The sequence below is a fragment of the Trinickia camelliae genome (genome assembly GCF_053525655.1).
In genome coordinates, this window is sequence record NZ_JBCHAA010000018.1 from 1 (window position 1) to 17,937 (window position 17,937).

Annotated in this window: 18 protein-coding genes; 8 read left to right on the top strand and 10 right to left on the bottom strand. The window is 61.4% G+C overall.

All coding sequences use genetic code 11. The features are described from left to right. Positions 1-446 (top strand): NUDIX hydrolase (locus AAHK20_RS26150; protein WP_449184377.1); only part of this gene is annotated, 446 nt, incomplete at its 5' end. Positions 447-511: 65 nt separating this feature from the next. On the opposite strand, the gene AAHK20_RS26155 is transcribed toward AAHK20_RS26150, so the two are convergent. The 3 genes from AAHK20_RS26155 to hpaC form a co-directional block, all read right to left on the bottom strand. After that, the gene (locus tag AAHK20_RS26155) at positions 512-1,642 is read right to left on the bottom strand and encodes a porin (RefSeq protein ID WP_449184378.1); all 1,131 of its coding nucleotides are present in this window, start codon (positions 1,640-1,642) and stop codon (positions 512-514) included. Positions 1,643-1,678: 36 nt separating this feature from the next. Continuing rightward, positions 1,679-3,076 (bottom strand): spinster family MFS transporter, encoded by a 1,398-nt coding sequence (locus AAHK20_RS26160; protein ID WP_449184379.1) that lies wholly within the window; start codon positions 3,074-3,076, stop codon positions 1,679-1,681. Positions 3,077-3,548: 472 nt separating this feature from the next. Further along, a complete protein-coding gene (gene hpaC, locus AAHK20_RS26165) occupies positions 3,549-4,079 on the bottom strand; it encodes a 4-hydroxyphenylacetate 3-monooxygenase, reductase component (protein ID WP_449184380.1) in 531 nt (176 codons plus the stop codon). 225 nt (positions 4,080-4,304) lie between these two features. On the opposite strand from hpaC, the gene AAHK20_RS26170 reads away from it, so the two are divergent. Then, positions 4,305-4,937 (top strand): response regulator transcription factor, encoded by a 633-nt coding sequence (locus tag AAHK20_RS26170; RefSeq protein ID WP_449184381.1) that lies wholly within the window; start codon positions 4,305-4,307, stop codon positions 4,935-4,937. Positions 4,938-4,983: 46 nt separating this feature from the next. On the opposite strand, the gene AAHK20_RS26175 is transcribed toward AAHK20_RS26170, so the two are convergent. Both AAHK20_RS26175 and AAHK20_RS26180 read right to left on the bottom strand, forming a co-directional pair. Then, positions 4,984-5,727 carry an SDR family NAD(P)-dependent oxidoreductase gene (locus tag AAHK20_RS26175; protein WP_449184382.1) on the bottom strand — a complete coding sequence of 248 codons (744 nt, stop codon included), beginning with the start codon at positions 5,725-5,727 and terminating at the stop codon, positions 4,984-4,986. Between the two features lie 57 nt (positions 5,728-5,784). After that, positions 5,785-7,278 carry an ATP-binding protein gene (locus AAHK20_RS26180; RefSeq protein ID WP_449184383.1) on the bottom strand — a complete coding sequence of 498 codons (1,494 nt, stop codon included), beginning with the start codon at positions 7,276-7,278 and terminating at the stop codon, positions 5,785-5,787. A 205-nt stretch (positions 7,279-7,483) separates the two neighbouring features. Here AAHK20_RS26180 and AAHK20_RS26185 point away from each other — a divergent pair, with 205 nt between their 5' ends. From AAHK20_RS26185 to AAHK20_RS26210, 6 genes are all read left to right on the top strand, one after another. Further along, positions 7,484-8,674, top strand: coding sequence for an acyl-CoA dehydrogenase family protein (locus AAHK20_RS26185; protein WP_449184384.1), 1,191 nt, complete (start codon positions 7,484-7,486; stop codon positions 8,672-8,674). 42 nt (positions 8,675-8,716) lie between these two features. Continuing rightward, positions 8,717-9,106, top strand: a complete 390-nt coding sequence (locus AAHK20_RS26190; RefSeq protein ID WP_449184541.1) for a hypothetical protein — start codon at positions 8,717-8,719, stop codon at positions 9,104-9,106. A 113-nt stretch (positions 9,107-9,219) separates the two neighbouring features. Beyond that, positions 9,220-10,032, top strand: a complete 813-nt coding sequence (locus tag AAHK20_RS26195; RefSeq protein ID WP_449184385.1) for a molybdenum cofactor biosynthesis F family protein — start codon at positions 9,220-9,222, stop codon at positions 10,030-10,032. A 210-nt stretch (positions 10,033-10,242) separates the two neighbouring features. Beyond that, on the top strand, positions 10,243-11,694 hold the full coding sequence (locus AAHK20_RS26200; RefSeq protein WP_449184386.1) for an APC family permease: 1,452 nt from the start codon (positions 10,243-10,245) through the stop codon (positions 11,692-11,694). 103 nt (positions 11,695-11,797) lie between these two features. After that, positions 11,798-13,096, top strand: coding sequence for an NAD(P)/FAD-dependent oxidoreductase (locus AAHK20_RS26205; RefSeq protein WP_449184387.1), 1,299 nt, complete (start codon positions 11,798-11,800; stop codon positions 13,094-13,096). A 63-nt stretch (positions 13,097-13,159) separates the two neighbouring features. After that, complete coding sequence (locus AAHK20_RS26210; RefSeq protein WP_449184388.1) at positions 13,160-13,519, top strand: cupin domain-containing protein; 360 nt, start codon at positions 13,160-13,162, stop codon at positions 13,517-13,519. A gap of 83 nt (positions 13,520-13,602) precedes the next feature. Here the strand turns inward: AAHK20_RS26210 and AAHK20_RS26215 are convergent, their stop codons facing one another. From AAHK20_RS26215 to AAHK20_RS26235, 5 genes are read right to left on the bottom strand one after another with little or no spacing between them, the layout of a single operon-like run. After that, on the bottom strand, positions 13,603-13,827 hold the full coding sequence (locus tag AAHK20_RS26215) for a helix-turn-helix domain-containing protein (protein WP_449184389.1): 225 nt from the start codon (positions 13,825-13,827) through the stop codon (positions 13,603-13,605). 46 nt (positions 13,828-13,873) lie between these two features. Next, entirely contained in the window at positions 13,874-14,041 is a 168-nt protein-coding gene (locus tag AAHK20_RS26220; RefSeq protein WP_449184390.1) for a hypothetical protein, read from the bottom strand. Continuing rightward, positions 14,041-14,448, bottom strand: a complete 408-nt coding sequence (locus AAHK20_RS26225; protein ID WP_449184391.1) for a DoxX family protein — start codon at positions 14,446-14,448, stop codon at positions 14,041-14,043. The genes AAHK20_RS26220 and AAHK20_RS26225 overlap by 1 nt, the downstream gene beginning before the upstream one ends. A gap of 40 nt (positions 14,449-14,488) precedes the next feature. Next, positions 14,489-15,478, bottom strand: coding sequence for a WD40/YVTN/BNR-like repeat-containing protein (locus AAHK20_RS26230; RefSeq protein ID WP_449184392.1), 990 nt, complete (start codon positions 15,476-15,478; stop codon positions 14,489-14,491). A 40-nt stretch (positions 15,479-15,518) separates the two neighbouring features. Then, positions 15,519-17,879 (bottom strand): efflux RND transporter permease subunit, encoded by a 2,361-nt coding sequence (locus AAHK20_RS26235; RefSeq protein ID WP_449184393.1) that lies wholly within the window; start codon positions 17,877-17,879, stop codon positions 15,519-15,521. Positions 17,880-17,937 lie beyond the last annotated feature (58 nt).

Here is a 17,937-nt window from a genome sequence, read left to right on the forward strand (position 1 = left end):
ACCCGCGCGGATGGTCAGCCACACATGTCTGGTTCGCGCTGATTTCCGCCGAGGATGGGGTTCTTACCAGAGGCGCGAACACCGCCGATGTGGCGTGGGTCGACGTCGATGCCGTGACAGCGAAGCGCGGACTCTCGTTCGATCACGACGACATTCTTGAGGCCGCGGTCGAGCGGCTACGCAGCAAGGTCGAATACACGTCCCTGCCGGCTTTCCTGCTGCCGGAACCCTTTACGCTGCCACAGCTGCAACGGGCGTATGAGATCGTGCTTGGCCGGCCGGTGGACAAAAGCGGCTTTCGCACGCGCATGCTTGCCGCGGGATTCCTCGAGGAAGCTGGCTACGTCGCTGGGGAATCGAATCGGCCGGCGCTGGGGTATCGGCTCGTGGACCGGCATGCGCCCGTGGTCTTTCCGCGAACTTTCAGTCCGCGCGGCAGCAACTGACGGGCTCGAACGGCACAAGCTCTCCCCAACATTAGGGAGAGCTCAGCCAATCCACTACGACGAAGTCAAAACTTATGGCGTATGCCCGCGATCACCAGATTCTGGCTCTGACTGGTCGACGGGGCATTGAGGAAAATATCCGCCACGGCGTGCGGACCGCTGACACGCTGGTAGTCGTTGAACACGTAGACATCGGTGCGCTTCGACAATGCGTAGTCCACCGTGATCTGCCCTGTGTTCCAGTGAGGGTTGGCGTCGACCCCGCCGTAGGCGCCATGTGTATAAACGTAGGACGCCGCAACCGACAACGCCGGCGTCAGCAAGTACGAAAACGAGACGTCGTAGTTGTTGAGGTGAAGACTGGCGTGGTCAAGATAGTCATACCGGATGTCGTCCACAAACGCGCTTAGCGTGGCCTTGTCGGTAATGCGGATATTTCCGCCCGCACCGATATTCCGCTGTCGCTGAACACCCACCGCGCTGTTGATCGGGCTCGTGCGGAACAGCCAGAACGGCGCGCCCGAATAGTCGTTCGTTACCGCACCGTTGGCGTTGGTCGTGCCGGGGTACTGGAGGTCCACGTATGCCGCCGCGACGCTGAATCGATTTCCCGTGTACCGCACGCCCGCGCTCCATGCTCTGTTGAGGGCGAAGTCGGTCGAATTGCTCATGGCGTAGAGCGCTTCCGCGGAGAAGCCGTTCCAAACCGGCGTCGCGTATTTGATGCTGTTGTTATAGCGCCAGCTTCCCATCAAGTTGTCGGAGTCTCCCGGGTGCGCTGCAAGCCCACCCGAAGCATAGGGCGCTGAGAACAAAGCAATATAGTCAAAAAACGCGTCGTACTGCCGGCCGAACGTTAGCGTTCCCAAGGTGTTGCTTTGCAGACCAACCCAGGCCTGCCGGCCGAACATTCGCCCGTTCTGGCCCAGATTGCCGGTGGTAATGTCGAAGCCGTTTTCGAGTTGAGCCACCGTCGCAAGACCGCCGCCGAGGTCTTCCCTGATCTTGAAGCCCCATCGATTGTTCTGGTTCGTCCCGGAGTAAAGGGCATACGCCTTGGCGCCCCCGGCGTTGCTCACATAGCCAACCCCCGTACTGATGAGGCCGTACATCGTTACGCTCGACTGCGCATGTGCCGGGAGCGCGCCGCAAGCGCCCATCGCTGCGACAGCAGCGGAAATAAAGGTCTTTTTCATCACGATTTCCAAACCAAGATAATTGTGAATTTTTAATTAGGATGACGATGCTGGTGTCGCACTTGCAACGCTCACATCGGGTAGAGATGTTGTCGATGGTGATGCTTCGCGCTCGAGACTTGCGCGATAGTGGCGGCATCCGATATAGAGCAGTACGAAGGCGAGCACCGTCGCGATCGCGTTGATCACGGCCATCGAATTTCCTACCGCGAGCGGAGAACCAAAAATCTTGTCGGTCACGAGGGCGACGAGCGTGGTTCCCAAGCCGAGTCCGATCAAATTGGAAACGAGTAGGAAAATGGCTGAGACCTGGGCACGCATCTGATTGGGCGCGAGATTCTGCATCGCCACGGCAGACGTGGGGAGCGGGAAGGAGGCGAAAAACATCGCGAGCACGAGCCACATCAGCGAGCCGCCCACATCTTCCGCTTGTGTCATCACGACCGATGGGACGATCAGGAATAGCGCCCCCAGCCACGCGGCGCGCATCGGTGCATCCCTGTAGCCGCGACGCAGAAACCAGTCATTGAGCCACCCGCCGCAAAAAACCCCTGCCGTATTGGCGACGAGCAAGACGGCCCCGAGCTTGTAGCCGGCCTCGACCGGCGATAGCCCGAAGTGGCGCATGTAGAACGCGGGCGACCATGACATGAGGCAGTAGAGCGTCATCGCGTAAAACGAGAACCCAACGAAGTGACAGAAGAACGTCGCTCGATGTTTTCCGATGAAGCGTAAGGTATCCAGCAACGACACCTTCCTGGCTCGACCATTGATATCGCTGGCGAGACCTTTGCGCTGCGGATCGCGAACAGTCGCGAAAAACAAGAGCGCGATCAGGAGACCCGGCAAGCCCACGATGAAGAACGTGATCTGCCAGGCATGCACTTCGCCGAGGACGGGTAGCGAGAAACGGGTCGCGTGCTTCAGCAGAGCGATGACGTAGCCGCCGACCAGGAAGGCCATCCCGCCTCCGATGAACGATCCCAGCGAGTAAATGCCGAGCGCACGTCCCAGCTTTTCCTTGGGGAAGTAATCGGAGAGCATCGAATACGTGCTTGGGGATAAGGCAGCCTCTCCAACGCCGACGCTCAAGCGAGCGGCGAACATCTGCACAAACGTTTGAGCGGTGCCGCACCCTGCTGTGGCGATGCTCCATAACGCGATGCCGATCGCGATGATTCGAGGGCGAGCGAAGCGATCCGCGAGGTAGGCGATCGGCATCCCCATGATTGCGTAGAACAACGAGAAGGCGAACCCCTGCAGCAGGCTGAACTGCGTATCGCTGAGCTGAAGATCGTGCTTGATGGGCTCGATCATCAATGCCAGCACTTGCCGGTCGACGAAAGAAAATACGTACGCAAGCATGCACACGATGACCACATACCACTCATATGTGTACCGCCTGACCGACTTGGGTTTTGTCGACGAAGACATCTTAGGTCTCCAATTCCAATGAATATTAATGTTGCGATTAGTGAGCGAATTGTCAGTCTCGATGGAAGCGGAAATTTACTAAGGTATCCGCACGATGGAGTGTCGAGTGGTCATATATCCACGTCAAATCTGCCTAAAAGGAGTAGACATATAAGCGTCGTAAATTTTGGATATAAGCCGCACTGCGTTGTCAGGAAATCCTGAGCAAGAGGCCGCATTAAGGTACGCAGGCACAAATCCCTTTAGCTAGAAAATAGCTATGGACTGCGATTGATTGATGAATGATTGAAGATTGCGCGGGTAGTCCGCGCCAGATCGGAGACGGTCGATGCACAGAACCGGTGGTCGGCATGTGCTCGCCGGAAGAAGGGATCAGATGATAATGTCGCGGCGGGCGCTGGCGACGTTCGACGCTGCAGCCCCGCTGGATGGCAATTTTCCTAGTGGCGCCTTCGATTAGGAAAGACTGGATTCACGCCGCCAGCGCGGCCGGCAGGCGATGGAAATGCCTGTTGAAATAGATCAGGCTTTCGCCTCCGTTTTGAACGCGGATTCGGGTGGCCTCGACGAACATGACCGAGTGCGAGCCTACATTCTTGAAGTCGACGATCGCCCCCTCCAAGCTTGCGAGCGCGTCCTGCAGAACGGGGACGCCGTGCTCGCCATCGTCCCATGCGTTTAATTCAAAGCGCTTCTGCATAGGCATTTCGGTGAACCCCGCGAAATGCCGAGCCAGCGGTTCGTGATGCCCGGTGAGCACGTTGATGCAGACATTCCGATTCTTCTCGAAGACCGCGTGCAAAGCGCTCGACCGGTTGAGGCAGACCAGCAAGGTCGGCGGCGCATCGGTCACGGAGCAGACTGCGCTTGCCGTGATCCCGCAACGTCCTGAAGGCCCCGATGTAGTGATGATGTTCACTGCGGCGCCCAGATGAGCCATGGCGTTCCGAAACAGTAGGCGCGCTTCATCGTTCGTTGCATAGGGGAGGTTGTTCTTGGCCATGGTAGTGAAGCTCCGACGCTGAATGGGACGTTAGGATGTAGCGTAGTCCACGGTATCGGCTGGCGAAATCGGCATCAATGCCACAAACAATGAAGCAGTTCCCTACGCATCTAAAGATTTCCCTAGATCGGCCGCCCGGAATCAATTTATTTGCGGTTGCGAGCCGGCCGCGATGCGCTCAAACTTGAGCCAACGCTGCAAAAACAGATACGGATTGGACTCCATATGACCTCGCCATCTGCCATCGTTTATATCGTCGACGACGACAATGGTCTGCGTACGTCGCTGTCCTGGCTGCTCGAGTCGGTCGGAATTGCTTCGAAAGGATTCGCGACCGCGTCCGCTTTCCTCGACGCATTCGATGAAAAGAATCCGGCGTGCCTCGTTCTGGATGTCCGAATGCCGGAAACGAGCGGCTTTGAAGTGCAGGCGGAATTGAACAGGCGTGGATCGACGCTGCCGACTATTTTCGTCAGCGGGCATGGTGATATCCCGATGTCGGTCCGCGCGTTGCAAAATGGCGCGATCGATTTTGTGGAGAAGCCGTACAACTCTCAACAGATGCTGGAGCGCATCCAGCGCGCTTTGAAGCTGGCTACGCAGCGTCATGCGGCCGGCATGCGGCGCAGAGAACTTCAGCAGCGGATCGAATCGCTTACCACGCGCGAAAGGGAAGTGCTGACGCAGGTGCTTGACGGGAAGGGAAGCAAGAAGATCGCATCAGACCTTGGGATTAGCGTCAAGACCGTGGATGTCCATCGGGCAAGCATCAAGGAAAAGCTCGGGGTAACGTCGATCGCCGAACTGGTCCGGGACGCCGGCATGATTCTGGGTAACCAAAGGGACGGCAGGGAATAGATTGCAACTGAAGCACCCAGGTGCTCGCGAAACCCTGTGAAGAGCCTCAGCGCATGTACAGGCCGCCATTGACATCCCAGCAAGCGCCGTTCGCAAAGTATGCGTCAGGCGACGCCAGCAATACGGCGACGTCGGCGACATATTGCGCGGAGCCCAGGCGGCCGACCGGGATGCCCGCTATCACCGTTTTCAGCTTATCGGCGGGAACGCTCTCGTGGACGATCGGAAGATCGAGCGGCCCTGGGGAAATGGCATTGACCGTCACACCGCGCGCCGCGAGGTCGCGAGCGAAGACCTTGGTCAGCGTGATCGCGCCACCCTTGGCTGCCGCATAGTGCGCGCCAGTTGCGGAGCCGCCGTTCTGTCCGGCCAGCGATGCCACATTGACGATGCGTCCTTCGCCGCGGTCTGCGAAGTACTGGCCGAACACTTGACAGCCAAATAGCACGCTGCGCAGATTCACGTCGATGACCTGGTCGAACTGCTCCGCGGTAATTTCCATGACCGGCACGACTTTCGATGCGCCGGCGTTGTTCACCAGCACGTCCACGCCGCCCCATCGCTGAACGAGCGCATCGAGCGCCGCGGCGAAGTCTGCTTTCGAGGTGACGTCGAGGCGAATCGCGCAGGCCGTGTCGCCGCTTGCGTCGAGTTCGCGCGCACTGCCCTGCGCTTCGTCGAATGCAATGTCCGCCAAGCCCACGAGATAGCCCGTCCGATGAAATTTGCGTGCGACCACTGCGCCGAGGCCCCGGGCCGCGCCAGTTACCAGAACGATTCTCTTCGACATGTTCATGGTCCTCGTTGAAGTGAGCAGGTCCCGCAAACGCCTTCACATTGGTGCGATCTATCCATCGGCCGCTGTGGCGCCTCCAAGCTGCAGCGGTAAAGTGAATCTGCAATCCAGGCCGCCTGAGCGCGCCTCTTGCGCCCAGATCCGGCCTTTGTGCCTCGATATGATATTTTTGCAAAGCGACAAGCCAATCCCATTGCCACCCGCTTTCGACGACGAAAATCCGTCGAACAGGCGTTCGTGCCTCCCCGCCTCGACGCCGCGCCCGTTATCGATCACGCGCAACTCCGCGTTGTCTTCCTGTCGCACTGCCTCGATTGTCACGCGCCCGCCGGCGACTGAGTCGGCCACCAGCGCTTCCGCGGCGTTGAACGCCAGATTGAGGATCACCTGCCCGATCAAGACGCGTTCGCACACGACGGGTAGCGGCTCGCTGCTCTGGCTGATATGAACGGTGACGCCGGCTTCCGCCGCCCGCAGTTCTATGAAGTATGAAACGTCGGCGAGGATGTCCCTGAGATCGACGCGGGTCGTGCCCTGCTCGCGCTTGACGATGTACTCGCGCACGCTCTTGAGTATCAACGCTGCATGCTCCGCTTGGCGATCGGCACTGCGCAATCCCCAGAGCACCGAGTCCATGCCTTCGGATTGATTCAACCGCTGGATTGCGCCTTCGATGAAGTTGCGGACTGCGGCAAGAGGCTGGCTCAACTCGTGCGCGATGGCCGTCGCCATTTCGCCCATCGCGTTGTACCTGCCGGCGTGCTCGAGCATGCGCGCTTCGGCGCGTCGCAGTTCTTCGACCTCCACCTCGCTGCTGATGTCGCGAAAGTGGACGACGAGATCGTCCGGATCGCCGTCGATATTCACGCGGCGGCACGTTACCTGAAGCCACCGTTCCTCTCCATCGTGACGAACGATCTTGTAGCGCTGCGGTTCGGACGTACGCGCCGAATTCGCGCGATCGAGTTGCAAGGTAAGACGCTCCCGATCTGCGGGCGCGCAGTAGTCCTGCATGCTTCCATGGCTCGGCAAAGCTTCGAGGCCCAGCACGCGAAGTCCGGATTCGCTGATGTATTCGAACGTACCTTGGCGGGCCAGCAACGCCACCCCTTCACTGAGGTCATGCATCAGTTCCCTGAGCCGGGTTTCATACCCGCGCAGCCTTTGCCGCATCGATTCCTCGGCACTGATGTCGCGGAACTGGACCATGACGATCGCGCGCTCCCGCAGCTGGACGAATGTCGCGACCGCTTCGGACAACATGTCGACATTCGTACGCGAGCGATAGCACCATTCGTAGGCCTGCGGACCCTCCGTTTCGGCGCGGTCCATAGCGGCAACAGCAATCTCGCGCCGATACTTCGTGTCGGGCCGGGTCATGTCCGCGGCTTTGAGGGGCAGCAGCTCTTCAAGGGAAAACCCTAGCGCCGAACATGCGGCGCGGTTTGCCCATACGATCGCTTTCGATTTCGCGTCGTGAACAAGGACGCACAGCGTCAGTGCGTCGAGAAGGCGATGGAAGTCTTCTTCCGCAGGGAAATCCATGGTGTGCAGTCAGGCTATGGGCTGTCCCGCAACATACCAACAATAGGCCACATGTGTATGTAAAGAATTCTTTAGGGACGCTGGCGTACTTACGTAATACCGGGGACAGCGCCCCAATTGATCGCGTTCTTCTGCCTTTCTAGACTGGTATCGCAGTGCATAGCCATGCAGAAACAGACAAATCGAGCAACGAGGAGCGCATACCATGTCCGACGCGGCAACCGTCATTCAATCCACCAACGCCCCATTTGCACCAACCGCCGGGGTCGACCGTGATGCAATCGCGTTGGATCGCGTGATCGCAGAGATCGCCACACGAAGGGAAGAGTTCGAGCAACACTCCCACGTGCCTCGCGACATGATCGCGAAGCTGAAACAAGCAGGCGTCTACCGCGCCGCGACGCCGAAGCGCTTTGGCGGCGATGCGCTTCCTCCAGCGAAGTTTCTGTCGATGATCGAGAGAATCGCCGTTGCCGATGGATCCGCCGCGTGGGTGGCCAGCTTCGGCTCGGCAAACGTCTATCTGGCCGCGTTGCCGGTCGAAACGCAGGCCATCATCTATGCGGACGGACCCGACCAGGCCTTTGCCGGAGGGCTGTTCCCGATGCAGCCGGCGCAGCCGGCGGAAGGCGGTTTCATCGTCGACGGCACCTGGAAGTTCGCGAGCGGATGCAAGGGCGCGGACTGGCTTGGCGTGGGCATCGGCGTTGCCAAGGACGGGAGCCATGCCGGCAAGCCGCGGACGGCGGTCTTTGCACCGTTCGAGGTCGACATCGTGGAGAACTGGGATGTCGTCGGGATGCAGGGCACAGGCAGCCACGACCTGCGTGTCGACAGCAAATTCGTCGACGAGGCGTGGACCTTTGTACGCGGTGGAACCGCGACGATCGATGAGCCTCTCTATCGTTACCCCACGATGGCATACGCGTCACAGGTGCTTGCGGTCGTGAATCTCGGTCTCGCGCGCGCCGCGCTCGACGTCGCGAACACCATGTCGGGCGGCAGGAAGACCACCACCGGTGCGCCTCAGCTTGCAGACCGCGCGTACTACCGCATCGAGCTTGCGAAGGCGGAAGCCCAACTGCGATCGGCTCGCGCGTTCTTTTACGACGCGACCGAAAGCGTATGGGAGTCGATCCTGAAGGGCGACGAGGTCACGCACGAGCAAATCAGCTTGCTGCGTTTGTCAGCGACGCAGGTCGCCCACCAGGGGGCCGATGTCGTCACTCGCGCGTATCGCCTCGCCGGGACAATGGCGATTTATCGAACTCATCCATTGCAGCGCCTGGTTCGCGATTCCATGGTCGTCACCCAGCATGCTTTTCTCGGTCATGGAAACTACGACGGCGCCGGCGCCGTGTTCGTGGGCGTTCCTCCGATTCCTGGATATCTGTAAGCCCATTCGAATCGAACCTTGACCACCCCATTTGGAGTCGATATGACGGCGGACACTCGCAACCTTCCCTTGCGCGTGCTTTTTTGCTGCGGCGTGACGCAAAACTTTTTCGATCTGCCCAGGGATCAAATAGGAGAAGTTTGGCAGGCGTACGCAACGATGCTCGATGCGGTGCAAGCCATGGAGACGATTCGCGTGCTCGGCATCATGGACGACGATCGCTTGACCGTTGGACAGTCGGATGGTGCGCCGTGGACCTTTTACATCATGGCGGATGTCGCCGACCTCGACGCTGCCGTGGCCGTTTGCAATCTGTATCGGAGTACCCCGGTGGGTCAATACAACCTCTGGCGCTACGGAAAGATCGAAGCGCGTGTGGGAAGGCCATTGACAGTCCCGCCGGCAGTTGCCGAAGCGAGAACAGACGCTTGACCTTGGCCTGTGAGGCCGTTGCCGCTGACCACAGCCTTTGCCGATTCCGGCTACCTCGTCGGCATCGATGAGTCCATGCTTGGCAGCCGAACGCAACGACACCGACACTTCCCATGAACGAAACCAACTGGATCTCCGTAGGCGACCTCGGCACGAGCTTCGCCGTTTCAAGCCACGCGCTCGCCCCCGTCGCCGACTTGGCCGGCCATGCTTACGACATCGATTTCGGCGGCGACGTCGTCACGCATACGTTCGTCGACGGCGAGACGCTGCGCTGGACCGTCAAGGGCGCCGGCCAGTCCGGCACCGATACGTATCGCGCCACCTCGCCGCGCCAGGGCATCTATTTCGTCGACTTCGTCAAATCGTCGGAGCGTGCGACCTCGGTCAGCCTCGTGCTCGATCTGCAACGCGGCATTGCGACGGCCGTCATCGGCACGCTGCCCGACGAGGCGCGCGCCAGCATCCCCGCTGTCGAACTCGCGCGGGACAAGCGCGAGCTGACCGGCGTCGACGTGCAGATTCTTGCGGGCGTCGTCGGCGGCAAGTTCGAAGCGTTGTCGCCCATTCACGAACCAACCAGCGAGCTGGTCGGCAAGCGCGTGCTCTACCGCTACAACCCGCACGAGTGCTACGAGCACGTCTATCTGAACGACAAGGTGTACGCGTGGCACTGCGTTTCCGGCATCGAAAAAGGCCTCGCCGACGCTGACCGCTGCGACTACCGCAAGATTCGCGACGGCCTCTACCTGTTCGTCTGGCGCGAGAAGATCGTGCCGACGCTCGGCGTCGTCGTCATCGATCTCGAAGCACGCAAGACGACCGGCAAGATCTTCGGCTATGCGGGCGACGACTTCGGCAAGCTGGCCAATTTTCCGGTCGGCGCCTACGCCACCGTGCTCAATACGACGACGGCGCCCGCATGACGCGGCGCTTTGACGGCTCGCAAGCAGCGCCGCGGGCCTCTCAAGCGTCCCGAAGCCGGGGTATCACGCATTGCCGATTTGGGCTATCTGTCGCATTTTGGGCTCCCTACACTGGGCTTCACATCGCATGCCGCCGCCTGTCCAGCCTTACCAGGCGGGCGTTGCGGGCAAACCCGATGCTGCGTGCGGAACCATCGAGGAGCCTTACAAATGACTGTCGCAACCGAAGCACAGGAGTCGACCGAACTGAGGCGCGAAGCGCTTGGGCTCGGTTTCATCATCTTCTTCGTGATTTCCGCGGCTGGTCCGCTCGTCGCGATTGCGGGCGGTGTGCCGATCGGCATCATGCTCGGCAACGGCGCGGGCACGCCAGCGCTGATCGTCGCCACCGTCATCATCCTGCTCGCGTTCTCGGCGGGCTATACGTCGATGGCGCGTTATGTCACGAACGCCGGCGGCTTTTATGCATTCGCGGCGCGCGGGCTGGGCGGCAACGTCGGCGGCGCCGCCGCGCTGCTCGCTCTGCTCGGCTACAACACGATGCAGATCGGGCTTTACGGCATGTTCGGCACGGTCGCCTCCGGGTTTCTCGCCCAGCACCTCGGCATCGGCGTGCCCTGGTGGATCTGCGCATTCGCTGCCATGGCGAGCATCGCGGTGTTCGGTTACCGGCAGATCGACCTTTCCGCGAAGGTGCTGTCGATTCTCGTGATCGGCGAATATCTGGTCGTGCTCGTGCTCGATGTCGCGATCCTGAAGGTCGGCGGGCAAGCCGGCCCCACGCTGGTCCCGTTCACGCAGCATGCGATTTTCAGCGGTACGCCCGCGATCGGCCTGCTGTTCTGCTTCGCGATGTTCATTGGCTTCGAAGCAACGACCATCTATAGCGAAGAGGCGAAGAACCCGCATCGCACGATTCCGCTCGCGACGTATCTCTCGGTTTTGCTGATCGGCGGCTTCTACGCGTTCTCGGTCTGGTGCATGGTCGTCGGCGCGGGCGCCGATTCGATCGTCAAGAACATCTCCGCGTTGCAAGACCCGACGACGTTTCTCTATTCGCTCTCTGACCGCTACGCGAACAAGAACCTGACGCTTGCAATGAGCGTGTTGTTCATCACGAGCGTGTATGCGGGCTTGCTGGCCTTCCACAATTCGGCCGCGCGCTACTTCTTCGCGAGCGGACGCGAAGGGCTGCTTTCGAAAGCGCTGGGACGTACCCATCCGATTCATCAGAGCCCGCACAACGGCTCGCTGCTGCAATCCGCGTTGGCCGCCATCGTCGTGCTCGGTTTCGTGATCGCCAAATCCGATCCGGTGCTCACGCTCTTTTCGTGGCTCACCAACGTCGCTACGCTGTGCGTGATCGCGCTGATGGCGCTGACCTCGTTCGCGGTCATCCGCTACTTCAAGCGTGCCAATGCGGGCACTTCGGAAAGCGCGCTGCGTGTGTTCATCCTGCCGCTCTTGTCGGGCGTCGCGCTGACTGCCGTGCTGCTGCTCGCCATTGCGAACTTCTCCGTCCTCACCGGCGCGAGCAAGAACGTGTCCTATGCACTGACGATGTCGTTGCCGATCGCCGCCATCGTGGGTCTGCTCCTGGCCGGCAGGCTCAGGACGCGCAACCCCATCCTCTTCAGCCGGCTCGGCAATTCGAAAATCTAGGCGCGCTTCGCAAGCCTAGCCCTGCTCACCGGTTTTGCATGATGTCCGCGGGCATCGACGCATGCGTCGACGCCCCGGCTGCCTCTTAACGCCCACTCGCACGATGAACCAGCTCGACTCCCTCACCTACTACAGCGCCACGAAGAAGTACGACTTGCGCTTTCCCGCCCTCAAAGAAGATATCGACGCCGACGTCGTCGTCATCGGCGGCGGCTTCTCCGGCATCAACACGGCGCTCGAACTGGCCGAGCACGGCATCACGAATGTCGTCGTGCTCGAAGCCAAGCACCTCGGCTACGGTGGCACCGGCCGCAACGGCGGCCAGATCATGGCCGGCATCGGACACGATCTCGACGCAATCGCGAAGCACGTCGGCGAAGACGGCCTCAAGGAAATCTTCAAGATCAGCAACCTCGGCGCCGGCATCATCCGCGACCGCATCGCGAAGTACGGCATCAATGCCGACTTCCGCAACGGCTATGCCTATCTCGGCTTCAACGGCCGCCAGGAAAAAACGTTGCGCGCTTGGGAAGCGAGTTTCAAGGCAGTGGACCCCGCGACGGAAATCCAGCTCCACACCGGGCAGGAAGTGAAAAAGATCGTCGGCTCCGATGTCTATGGAAGCGCGTTGCTGCATATGGGCGGCGGCCACGTTCATTCGCTGAATCTGCTGCTCGGGGAAGCGCAGGCGCTCACGAGCTACGGTGCGAGGATCTACGAAAACAGCCCCGTGATCGACGTCGAGTACGGCGAGCGCGTGATCGTGCGGACCGCGATGGGCTCCGTACGCGCCTCGAAAATGCTCTGGGCGTGCAACGGTTTTCTGAACGGTCTCGAACCGACGATCTACAAGAAGACCGTCAATACGTTTGCGTTCCAGCTCTGCACCGAGCCGCTGCCGGACGACTTGATCGAGCGAATCAGCCCAATACGTGGCGCCTATAGCGACATCCGCCCCATCATCGACTACTACCGCGTGACCAACGAAAACCGCCTGCTGTTCGGCAGCGCGACCGCCGTGCTCGATTACATTCCGAGCGACCTCAAGGCGTGGAATCGCAGCCTCATGCTGAAGGTGTTTCCGTATTTGAAGGACGTCAAGATCGATCTCGCGTGGGGCGGGCCGCTCTGTTGCGGCGCGAATCTCTTTCCTCAGATCGGCTCGCTCAACGGGCATCCGAACGTGTTCTACGTCCAGGCTTATGCGGGCTTCGGCGTCACGCCGAGCCACATCGTCTGCAAGGTGCTGGCCGAGGGAATGACCGAAGGCTCCGCGCGCTACGACCTTCTGAGTTCCGTGCCGCACATCGACATCTTCGCCAAGGACCACCTGCGTGCGGTGATGACGACCGCGGGCAAGACCTGGAACCAGGTCAGCGGCTATTGGAAAGGCCGGCGATAGATCAAGCAAACCGGCACGTAGACAAGCGCAATATTTTCTAACCGACCAACGGAGTCGACATCAATGCATAGCATCAAACTGGGCACATTTCCGCACGAACTCGACGCATGGGGCACGGTTGCCGACCTCGGTTCGACGATCGTCGAAGGCGACGTAAAGGCCTTCGGCAAGGTTCACTACGGCACGCCCGCTTCACCTGTCAGCGCGGGCTACTTCGCGTGCACGAAGGGCAAGTTCAACATGACCTACCCGTTCACCGAGCATGCGACCGTGCTCGAAGGCGAATGCGTGCTGCGCAACGAGAACACGGGCGAAGCGGTTCACTACAAAGTCGGCGACAGTTGGTTCATCGAGAAAGGCACGCCGATCGCGTGGGAGATTCTGTCGGAGCGGTTCACGAAGCACTACTTCGCGGTGGTCTGAGCGCGATGCGATTCCAGGCGGGCGGCGATGACGTGTTGCGTGTGCGGCCACTGCGGCGTTCAGCGCCCCGCCTGACGCGCCCCCTACGCCGCGCCCTTGCCCTGGCGCCGTCTCGTCGCCGAGGGCAGTTCGCCGAACATGCGGCGATAGTCTTCGCGAAAGTGCGAGGGGTGCCAGAAGCCCCATTGCGCCGCGATGTCTCCGACGCCAAGCGAGCGCGAGCGCGGCGACTTCAGTGCTCGCCGCGCTCCGTTCAGGCGCACCGCCTTCAGATACGCGAGCGGCGCGACACGTTGATCTCTTTGCACAGGGCGCCGACCGTGATCGGCTCCGCGACGTTTTCGCGAATGAACGTTATCGCGCGACTGACCACGCGCCACCGAACGACACTTCGACAAACCGGCCGTCGAAGCGCCCTGCACTCAATTGATCGAATCGCTGTTCGAAGACCGTCAAGCCGTGCGCGAGCTCGTTGACGTCGTCGGTCTCGAAGCGCGTCACGATGCAGGGAAGCGGCGTCATCACGCCGGCTTGCGCGCGCTTTTGAGCGCACAAGCGCCGTCGCCGAGCAGGAACAAGACGATCAAGGCGACCATCCAAAACGCCGGATATTCCCATCCGCCGTCCTTGTTGGTGAAAAGCCAGCCATTCGCCGCGTGTACCGTCACGATCGCACCCGCGAGGTCCAACGCGAGCGGAATCGCGAAATAGCGCGCGTGCCAGCCGACAATCAGCGCGATTCCGCCAACCAGCTCCAGCACGATCACCGCATAGGCAAGCGGCCCGGGCAAGCCCAGCGAGGCGAAGAACTCGACAGTGCCGGGAATCGTAAAGACAAAGATCTTAAGCAAGGCGTGCGCGACAAAGAGCACGCCGAGGCTCACGCGCAGCAAAAGAGCGGCATAGGGAGCGGAATTTTCGCGAATCATGAGGAGAACCCAATGAGGAATTGAAGTGGAACAGGCCGGATCATTCGGATTTCAGAACGCCGTCCTTCGAAAACAAGATCGGTGTGCTTGCCTGTGCGTCAGCACCCGCGCCCGGCACGATCAGCGCGGTCAGCTCTGCACGATCCAGCCGTTCTTTAGCTGTGAAACTCTCGGCCGCCGTGGCGCCGCTGATCACGAAACCTTCCAGGCCGACACCGAGCACCCGGTCGCCCGCCGCGACGAGATCCGTGATCGATCCGCTCGAACCCGAGTCGATCGCCGTCCAGGTATCGCCGCCGTCGCGGCTCCGATACAGATGGCCGAGCAAGCCGCCCACGTAAAGCGATCCGTCCGGCGCAGCCGCACCCGCCCACAAGCTGCCCTTGTTGCCGGTCTCGCGGTATTCCCACGTCGTGCCGTGATCGCGCGAGCGCAGCACCGTGCCCTTTTCGGCCGCGATGTAGAGCGTGCCTGCGCGATCGGCGAAGATCCGGTACAGATTGCGGTCCGCCTTGCCGCCGCCGGGCGGCGGCGGCAGCTTCGCGACGTTCCAGGTGTGCCCGCCGTCGGTCGTTTCGAGCAGCAGCGACCACAGGCCCGCCGCCCAGCCATGCTGCGCGTTCTCGAAGTACACGGAAAAAAGCGGCTGGTCGATCGACGTGTCGGACCGCTGCAGGGCCCAGGTTTCGCCGCCGTCCGCCGTGGCGAGAATCACGCCCCACTGGCCCGCTGCCCAGCCGTGCTGCGGGTCGGCGAAATAGACCGACGAGAGCGTCGTGGCCGCGGGCACCTGCTTCGCCTGGCGGTAGTGGCGGCCGCCATCGTCGGACAGCACCACGATGCCGTGCTCGCCGACCGCGACGATGCGCGCGCCGGCATGGGCCGCGTCGAGCAGCATCGCGTGCTCCGGGCCGGCCCAGGCATGCGCGGGGGTGACCGGCAGCGCAGCAGGCGCACCGCCGCCCGACTGAGCGAAGCCGTTCGCGCAGGCACAGCACAAGGCGATGCCGGCAATAGCGTTCTTGATCATTGCGAGACCTTTCCTGTTGCGTTCGATTTCGTGAGTGACCTCAGTGGCTCAGCAGACCCGGCGCCCGCACCGGCTTGCGCCGCGGGAACAGCCGCTCGAGCACGACAGCGAGCGCGGGCAAAGCCGTCATCGCCATCACGAGATTGACGATGAACATGAAGGCGAGCAGCTTGCCCATGTCGGCCTGGAACTTGAGCGCCGAAAAACTCCAGGTGGCGACACCGATCGCCAGCGTGATCGCGGTGAAGATGGTCGCCACGCCGACTTCGAGCATCGCGTGCTCGACCGCTTTCACGATCGGCTGCCCGCTGGCGAGGTGCAGCTGCAGGCGGTTGTAGATATAAAACGCGTAATCGACGCCGATCCCCACCGCCAGCACCATCACCGGCAGCGTCGCCACCGTCAGGCCGATCTGCAGCTCCTTCATGAACCAATAGCCGATGAAGGTCGCCACTGTCAGCGGTGCACAGCAGGCCACCATCGCGCGCAGATCCCGGTAAGCGAAGAACACGAGGATCAGGATCGCCGCGTAGACGTAAAGCATCATCGGCAGCTCGCTTTGCGCGACTTCGTCGTTGATCGCCGCGAGGACGCCGGCGTTGCCGGCGGCGAGCCGGATCGTGACGCCGTCGAGATGATGCGCGGCGCGATACTGCTTGACGTCGTCGAGGATGCGATTGATCGTCGTCGCCTTGTGGTCGGTCAGGAACAGGTGCGTGGCCGTCATGCTGCAGTCCTTGCTCATGTAGCCCTTCACGCGGCCGAGATCCGCCGAGATGCCGCCGTAGTTGCCGGAATCGATCGGCACCACGTTCATCTTCGGATTGCCCTCGTTGTAGCCTTCGTTGTAGGTGCGCAGCATCGCCGGGTACGACTGCACCGAGACCACGCCAGGCTCGCGCTGCATCAGCGACGCGAAGTCGTCTTCGAAGACGCCGACGGACGGGTTGTCGCACGCCGTGCCCTTCGATTCGAACACCACCGTCAGCCAGTCGAGCCCGATGTCGTAGTTGCTCGCAATCGACACCGCGTCGCGGTTGAAGCGCGCATCGGCGCGCAACTCGGGGGCGCCGGGCTGGAGCGTGCCGATCACGCGGTCGCGGCTTTGCCACGCAGACAGTACGAACACCACCGCCGTCACGGCGAGCACCGCATAGGCGTTGCGCGGTTCGGCCACGCGTGCGAGCTTGCGCAGCCACGCCGAGCGGCGCTCGCGCTTGTCGAGCGCGCGGTCGGCGTAGGCCTTCGTGAAGTGGAAGCACGAGGCGGCCACCGGCAGCATCACGAGGTTCGTGATGATCTTGTAGCCGACGCCTAGCGATGCGGTGATCGCCAGCTCCCGCACCATCGGAATCGGAATCAGGAGCAGCGTGACGAACGAAACGAACGCCGTGATCAGGGCGAGCGTGCCCGGGATCAGCAATCCGCTGAAGCTGCGGCGCGCCGCCTCGAGCGAACTGTGTCCATGCGACAACTCGCGCACGATGTAGTTGACCTGCTGCACGCCGTGCGACACGCCGATCGCGAACACCAGGAACGGCACCAGCACGGCGAGCGGATCGAGACCGAAGCCCAACAGCCTGAGCGTGCCGAACTGCCACACGAGCGACGTCAGCGAGCAGACGATCGGCAGCACCGTGAAGCGGATCGAATGGCTGTACCAGTACACGGCCAGCGCGGTCAGCAGCAGCGCGACACCGCAGAAACCGAGCACGGCCGTTGCGCCGTCGGCGATATCGCCGATCTGCTTGGCGAAACCAATGATCTGAATCTCGTAGTTCGCGTCTTCCAACGATTTGCGGATCTGGCTTTCGAGCAGACGGTTGAACGCGACATAGTCGAGCACCTTGCCTGCGCTATCGCGCTCGTTCAGTTCGGCCGTGATCATCGCGCTGTCCTGATCGTGCGAGACGAGCGTGCCGATGTAGCCGCCTTCGGTCGCCGCCTTGCGGATCTGCGCGACGATCGCGGGCGTCAACTGCGCCGGCGTAATCGTGCCGTCGATGACCGGATCGGCGCGGAAGCCGTCTTCGGTGATCTCGTTGACGAACGCGTTCGGCGTCCACAGCGACTGAACACCCTGACGATCGACGTTGGGCAGGAATATGACCGCCTGCGTCGCCTGGTACAGCTTCTTCATGCCTTGCGGCGTCCAGATATTGCCATTGCGCGCGCGCACGACCACCGTGATGCGATTCGCGCCGAACAGGTCGTTGCGATACTGCTGGAAGGTCTTGATGTACTCGTGGCCGATCGGCATCTGCTTCTCGAAGCCGGCCTCCATGCGCAACTGCACGGCGAACACAGCCATGACCGCGGTAAAGATGCCGATCGCCGCCAGCACGATCATGCGATGTCCGAAGAACAGTGTCTCGAGACGGATGACAAAGCGATTCAACACGGCGCTATCCTTCAAGTAGGTCCGCGGTGCGCAGCGCTGCGCACCGTTTTATTGCGCT

What these genes read in the sequence shown, in the direction of transcription:
- AAHK20_RS26155 (WP_449184378.1), bottom strand. Translation starts at nt 1,642, where the DNA reads ATGAAAAAGACCTTTATTTCCGCTGCTGTCGCAGCGATGGGCGCTTGC.
- AAHK20_RS26160 (WP_449184379.1), bottom strand. Translation starts at nt 3,076, where the DNA reads ATGTCTTCGTCGACAAAACCCAAGTCGGTCAGGCGGTACACATATGAG.
- hpaC (WP_449184380.1), bottom strand. Translation starts at nt 4,079, where the DNA reads ATGGCCAAGAACAACCTCCCCTATGCAACGAACGATGAAGCGCGCCTA.
- AAHK20_RS26170 (WP_449184381.1), top strand. Translation starts at nt 4,305, where the DNA reads ATGACCTCGCCATCTGCCATCGTTTATATCGTCGACGACGACAATGGT.
- AAHK20_RS26175 (WP_449184382.1), bottom strand. Translation starts at nt 5,727, where the DNA reads ATGTCGAAGAGAATCGTTCTGGTAACTGGCGCGGCCCGGGGCCTCGGC.
- AAHK20_RS26180 (WP_449184383.1), bottom strand. Translation starts at nt 7,278, where the DNA reads ATGGATTTCCCTGCGGAAGAAGACTTCCATCGCCTTCTCGACGCACTG.
- AAHK20_RS26185 (WP_449184384.1), top strand. Translation starts at nt 7,484, where the DNA reads ATGTCCGACGCGGCAACCGTCATTCAATCCACCAACGCCCCATTTGCA.
- AAHK20_RS26190 (WP_449184541.1), top strand. Translation starts at nt 8,717, where the DNA reads ATGACGGCGGACACTCGCAACCTTCCCTTGCGCGTGCTTTTTTGCTGC.
- AAHK20_RS26195 (WP_449184385.1), top strand. Translation starts at nt 9,220, where the DNA reads ATGAACGAAACCAACTGGATCTCCGTAGGCGACCTCGGCACGAGCTTC.
- AAHK20_RS26200 (WP_449184386.1), top strand. Translation starts at nt 10,243, where the DNA reads ATGACTGTCGCAACCGAAGCACAGGAGTCGACCGAACTGAGGCGCGAA.
- AAHK20_RS26205 (WP_449184387.1), top strand. Translation starts at nt 11,798, where the DNA reads ATGAACCAGCTCGACTCCCTCACCTACTACAGCGCCACGAAGAAGTAC.
- AAHK20_RS26210 (WP_449184388.1), top strand. Translation starts at nt 13,160, where the DNA reads ATGCATAGCATCAAACTGGGCACATTTCCGCACGAACTCGACGCATGG.
- AAHK20_RS26220 (WP_449184390.1), bottom strand. Translation starts at nt 14,041, where the DNA reads ATGACGCCGCTTCCCTGCATCGTGACGCGCTTCGAGACCGACGACGTC.
- AAHK20_RS26225 (WP_449184391.1), bottom strand. Translation starts at nt 14,448, where the DNA reads ATGATTCGCGAAAATTCCGCTCCCTATGCCGCTCTTTTGCTGCGCGTG.
- AAHK20_RS26230 (WP_449184392.1), bottom strand. Translation starts at nt 15,478, where the DNA reads ATGATCAAGAACGCTATTGCCGGCATCGCCTTGTGCTGTGCCTGCGCG.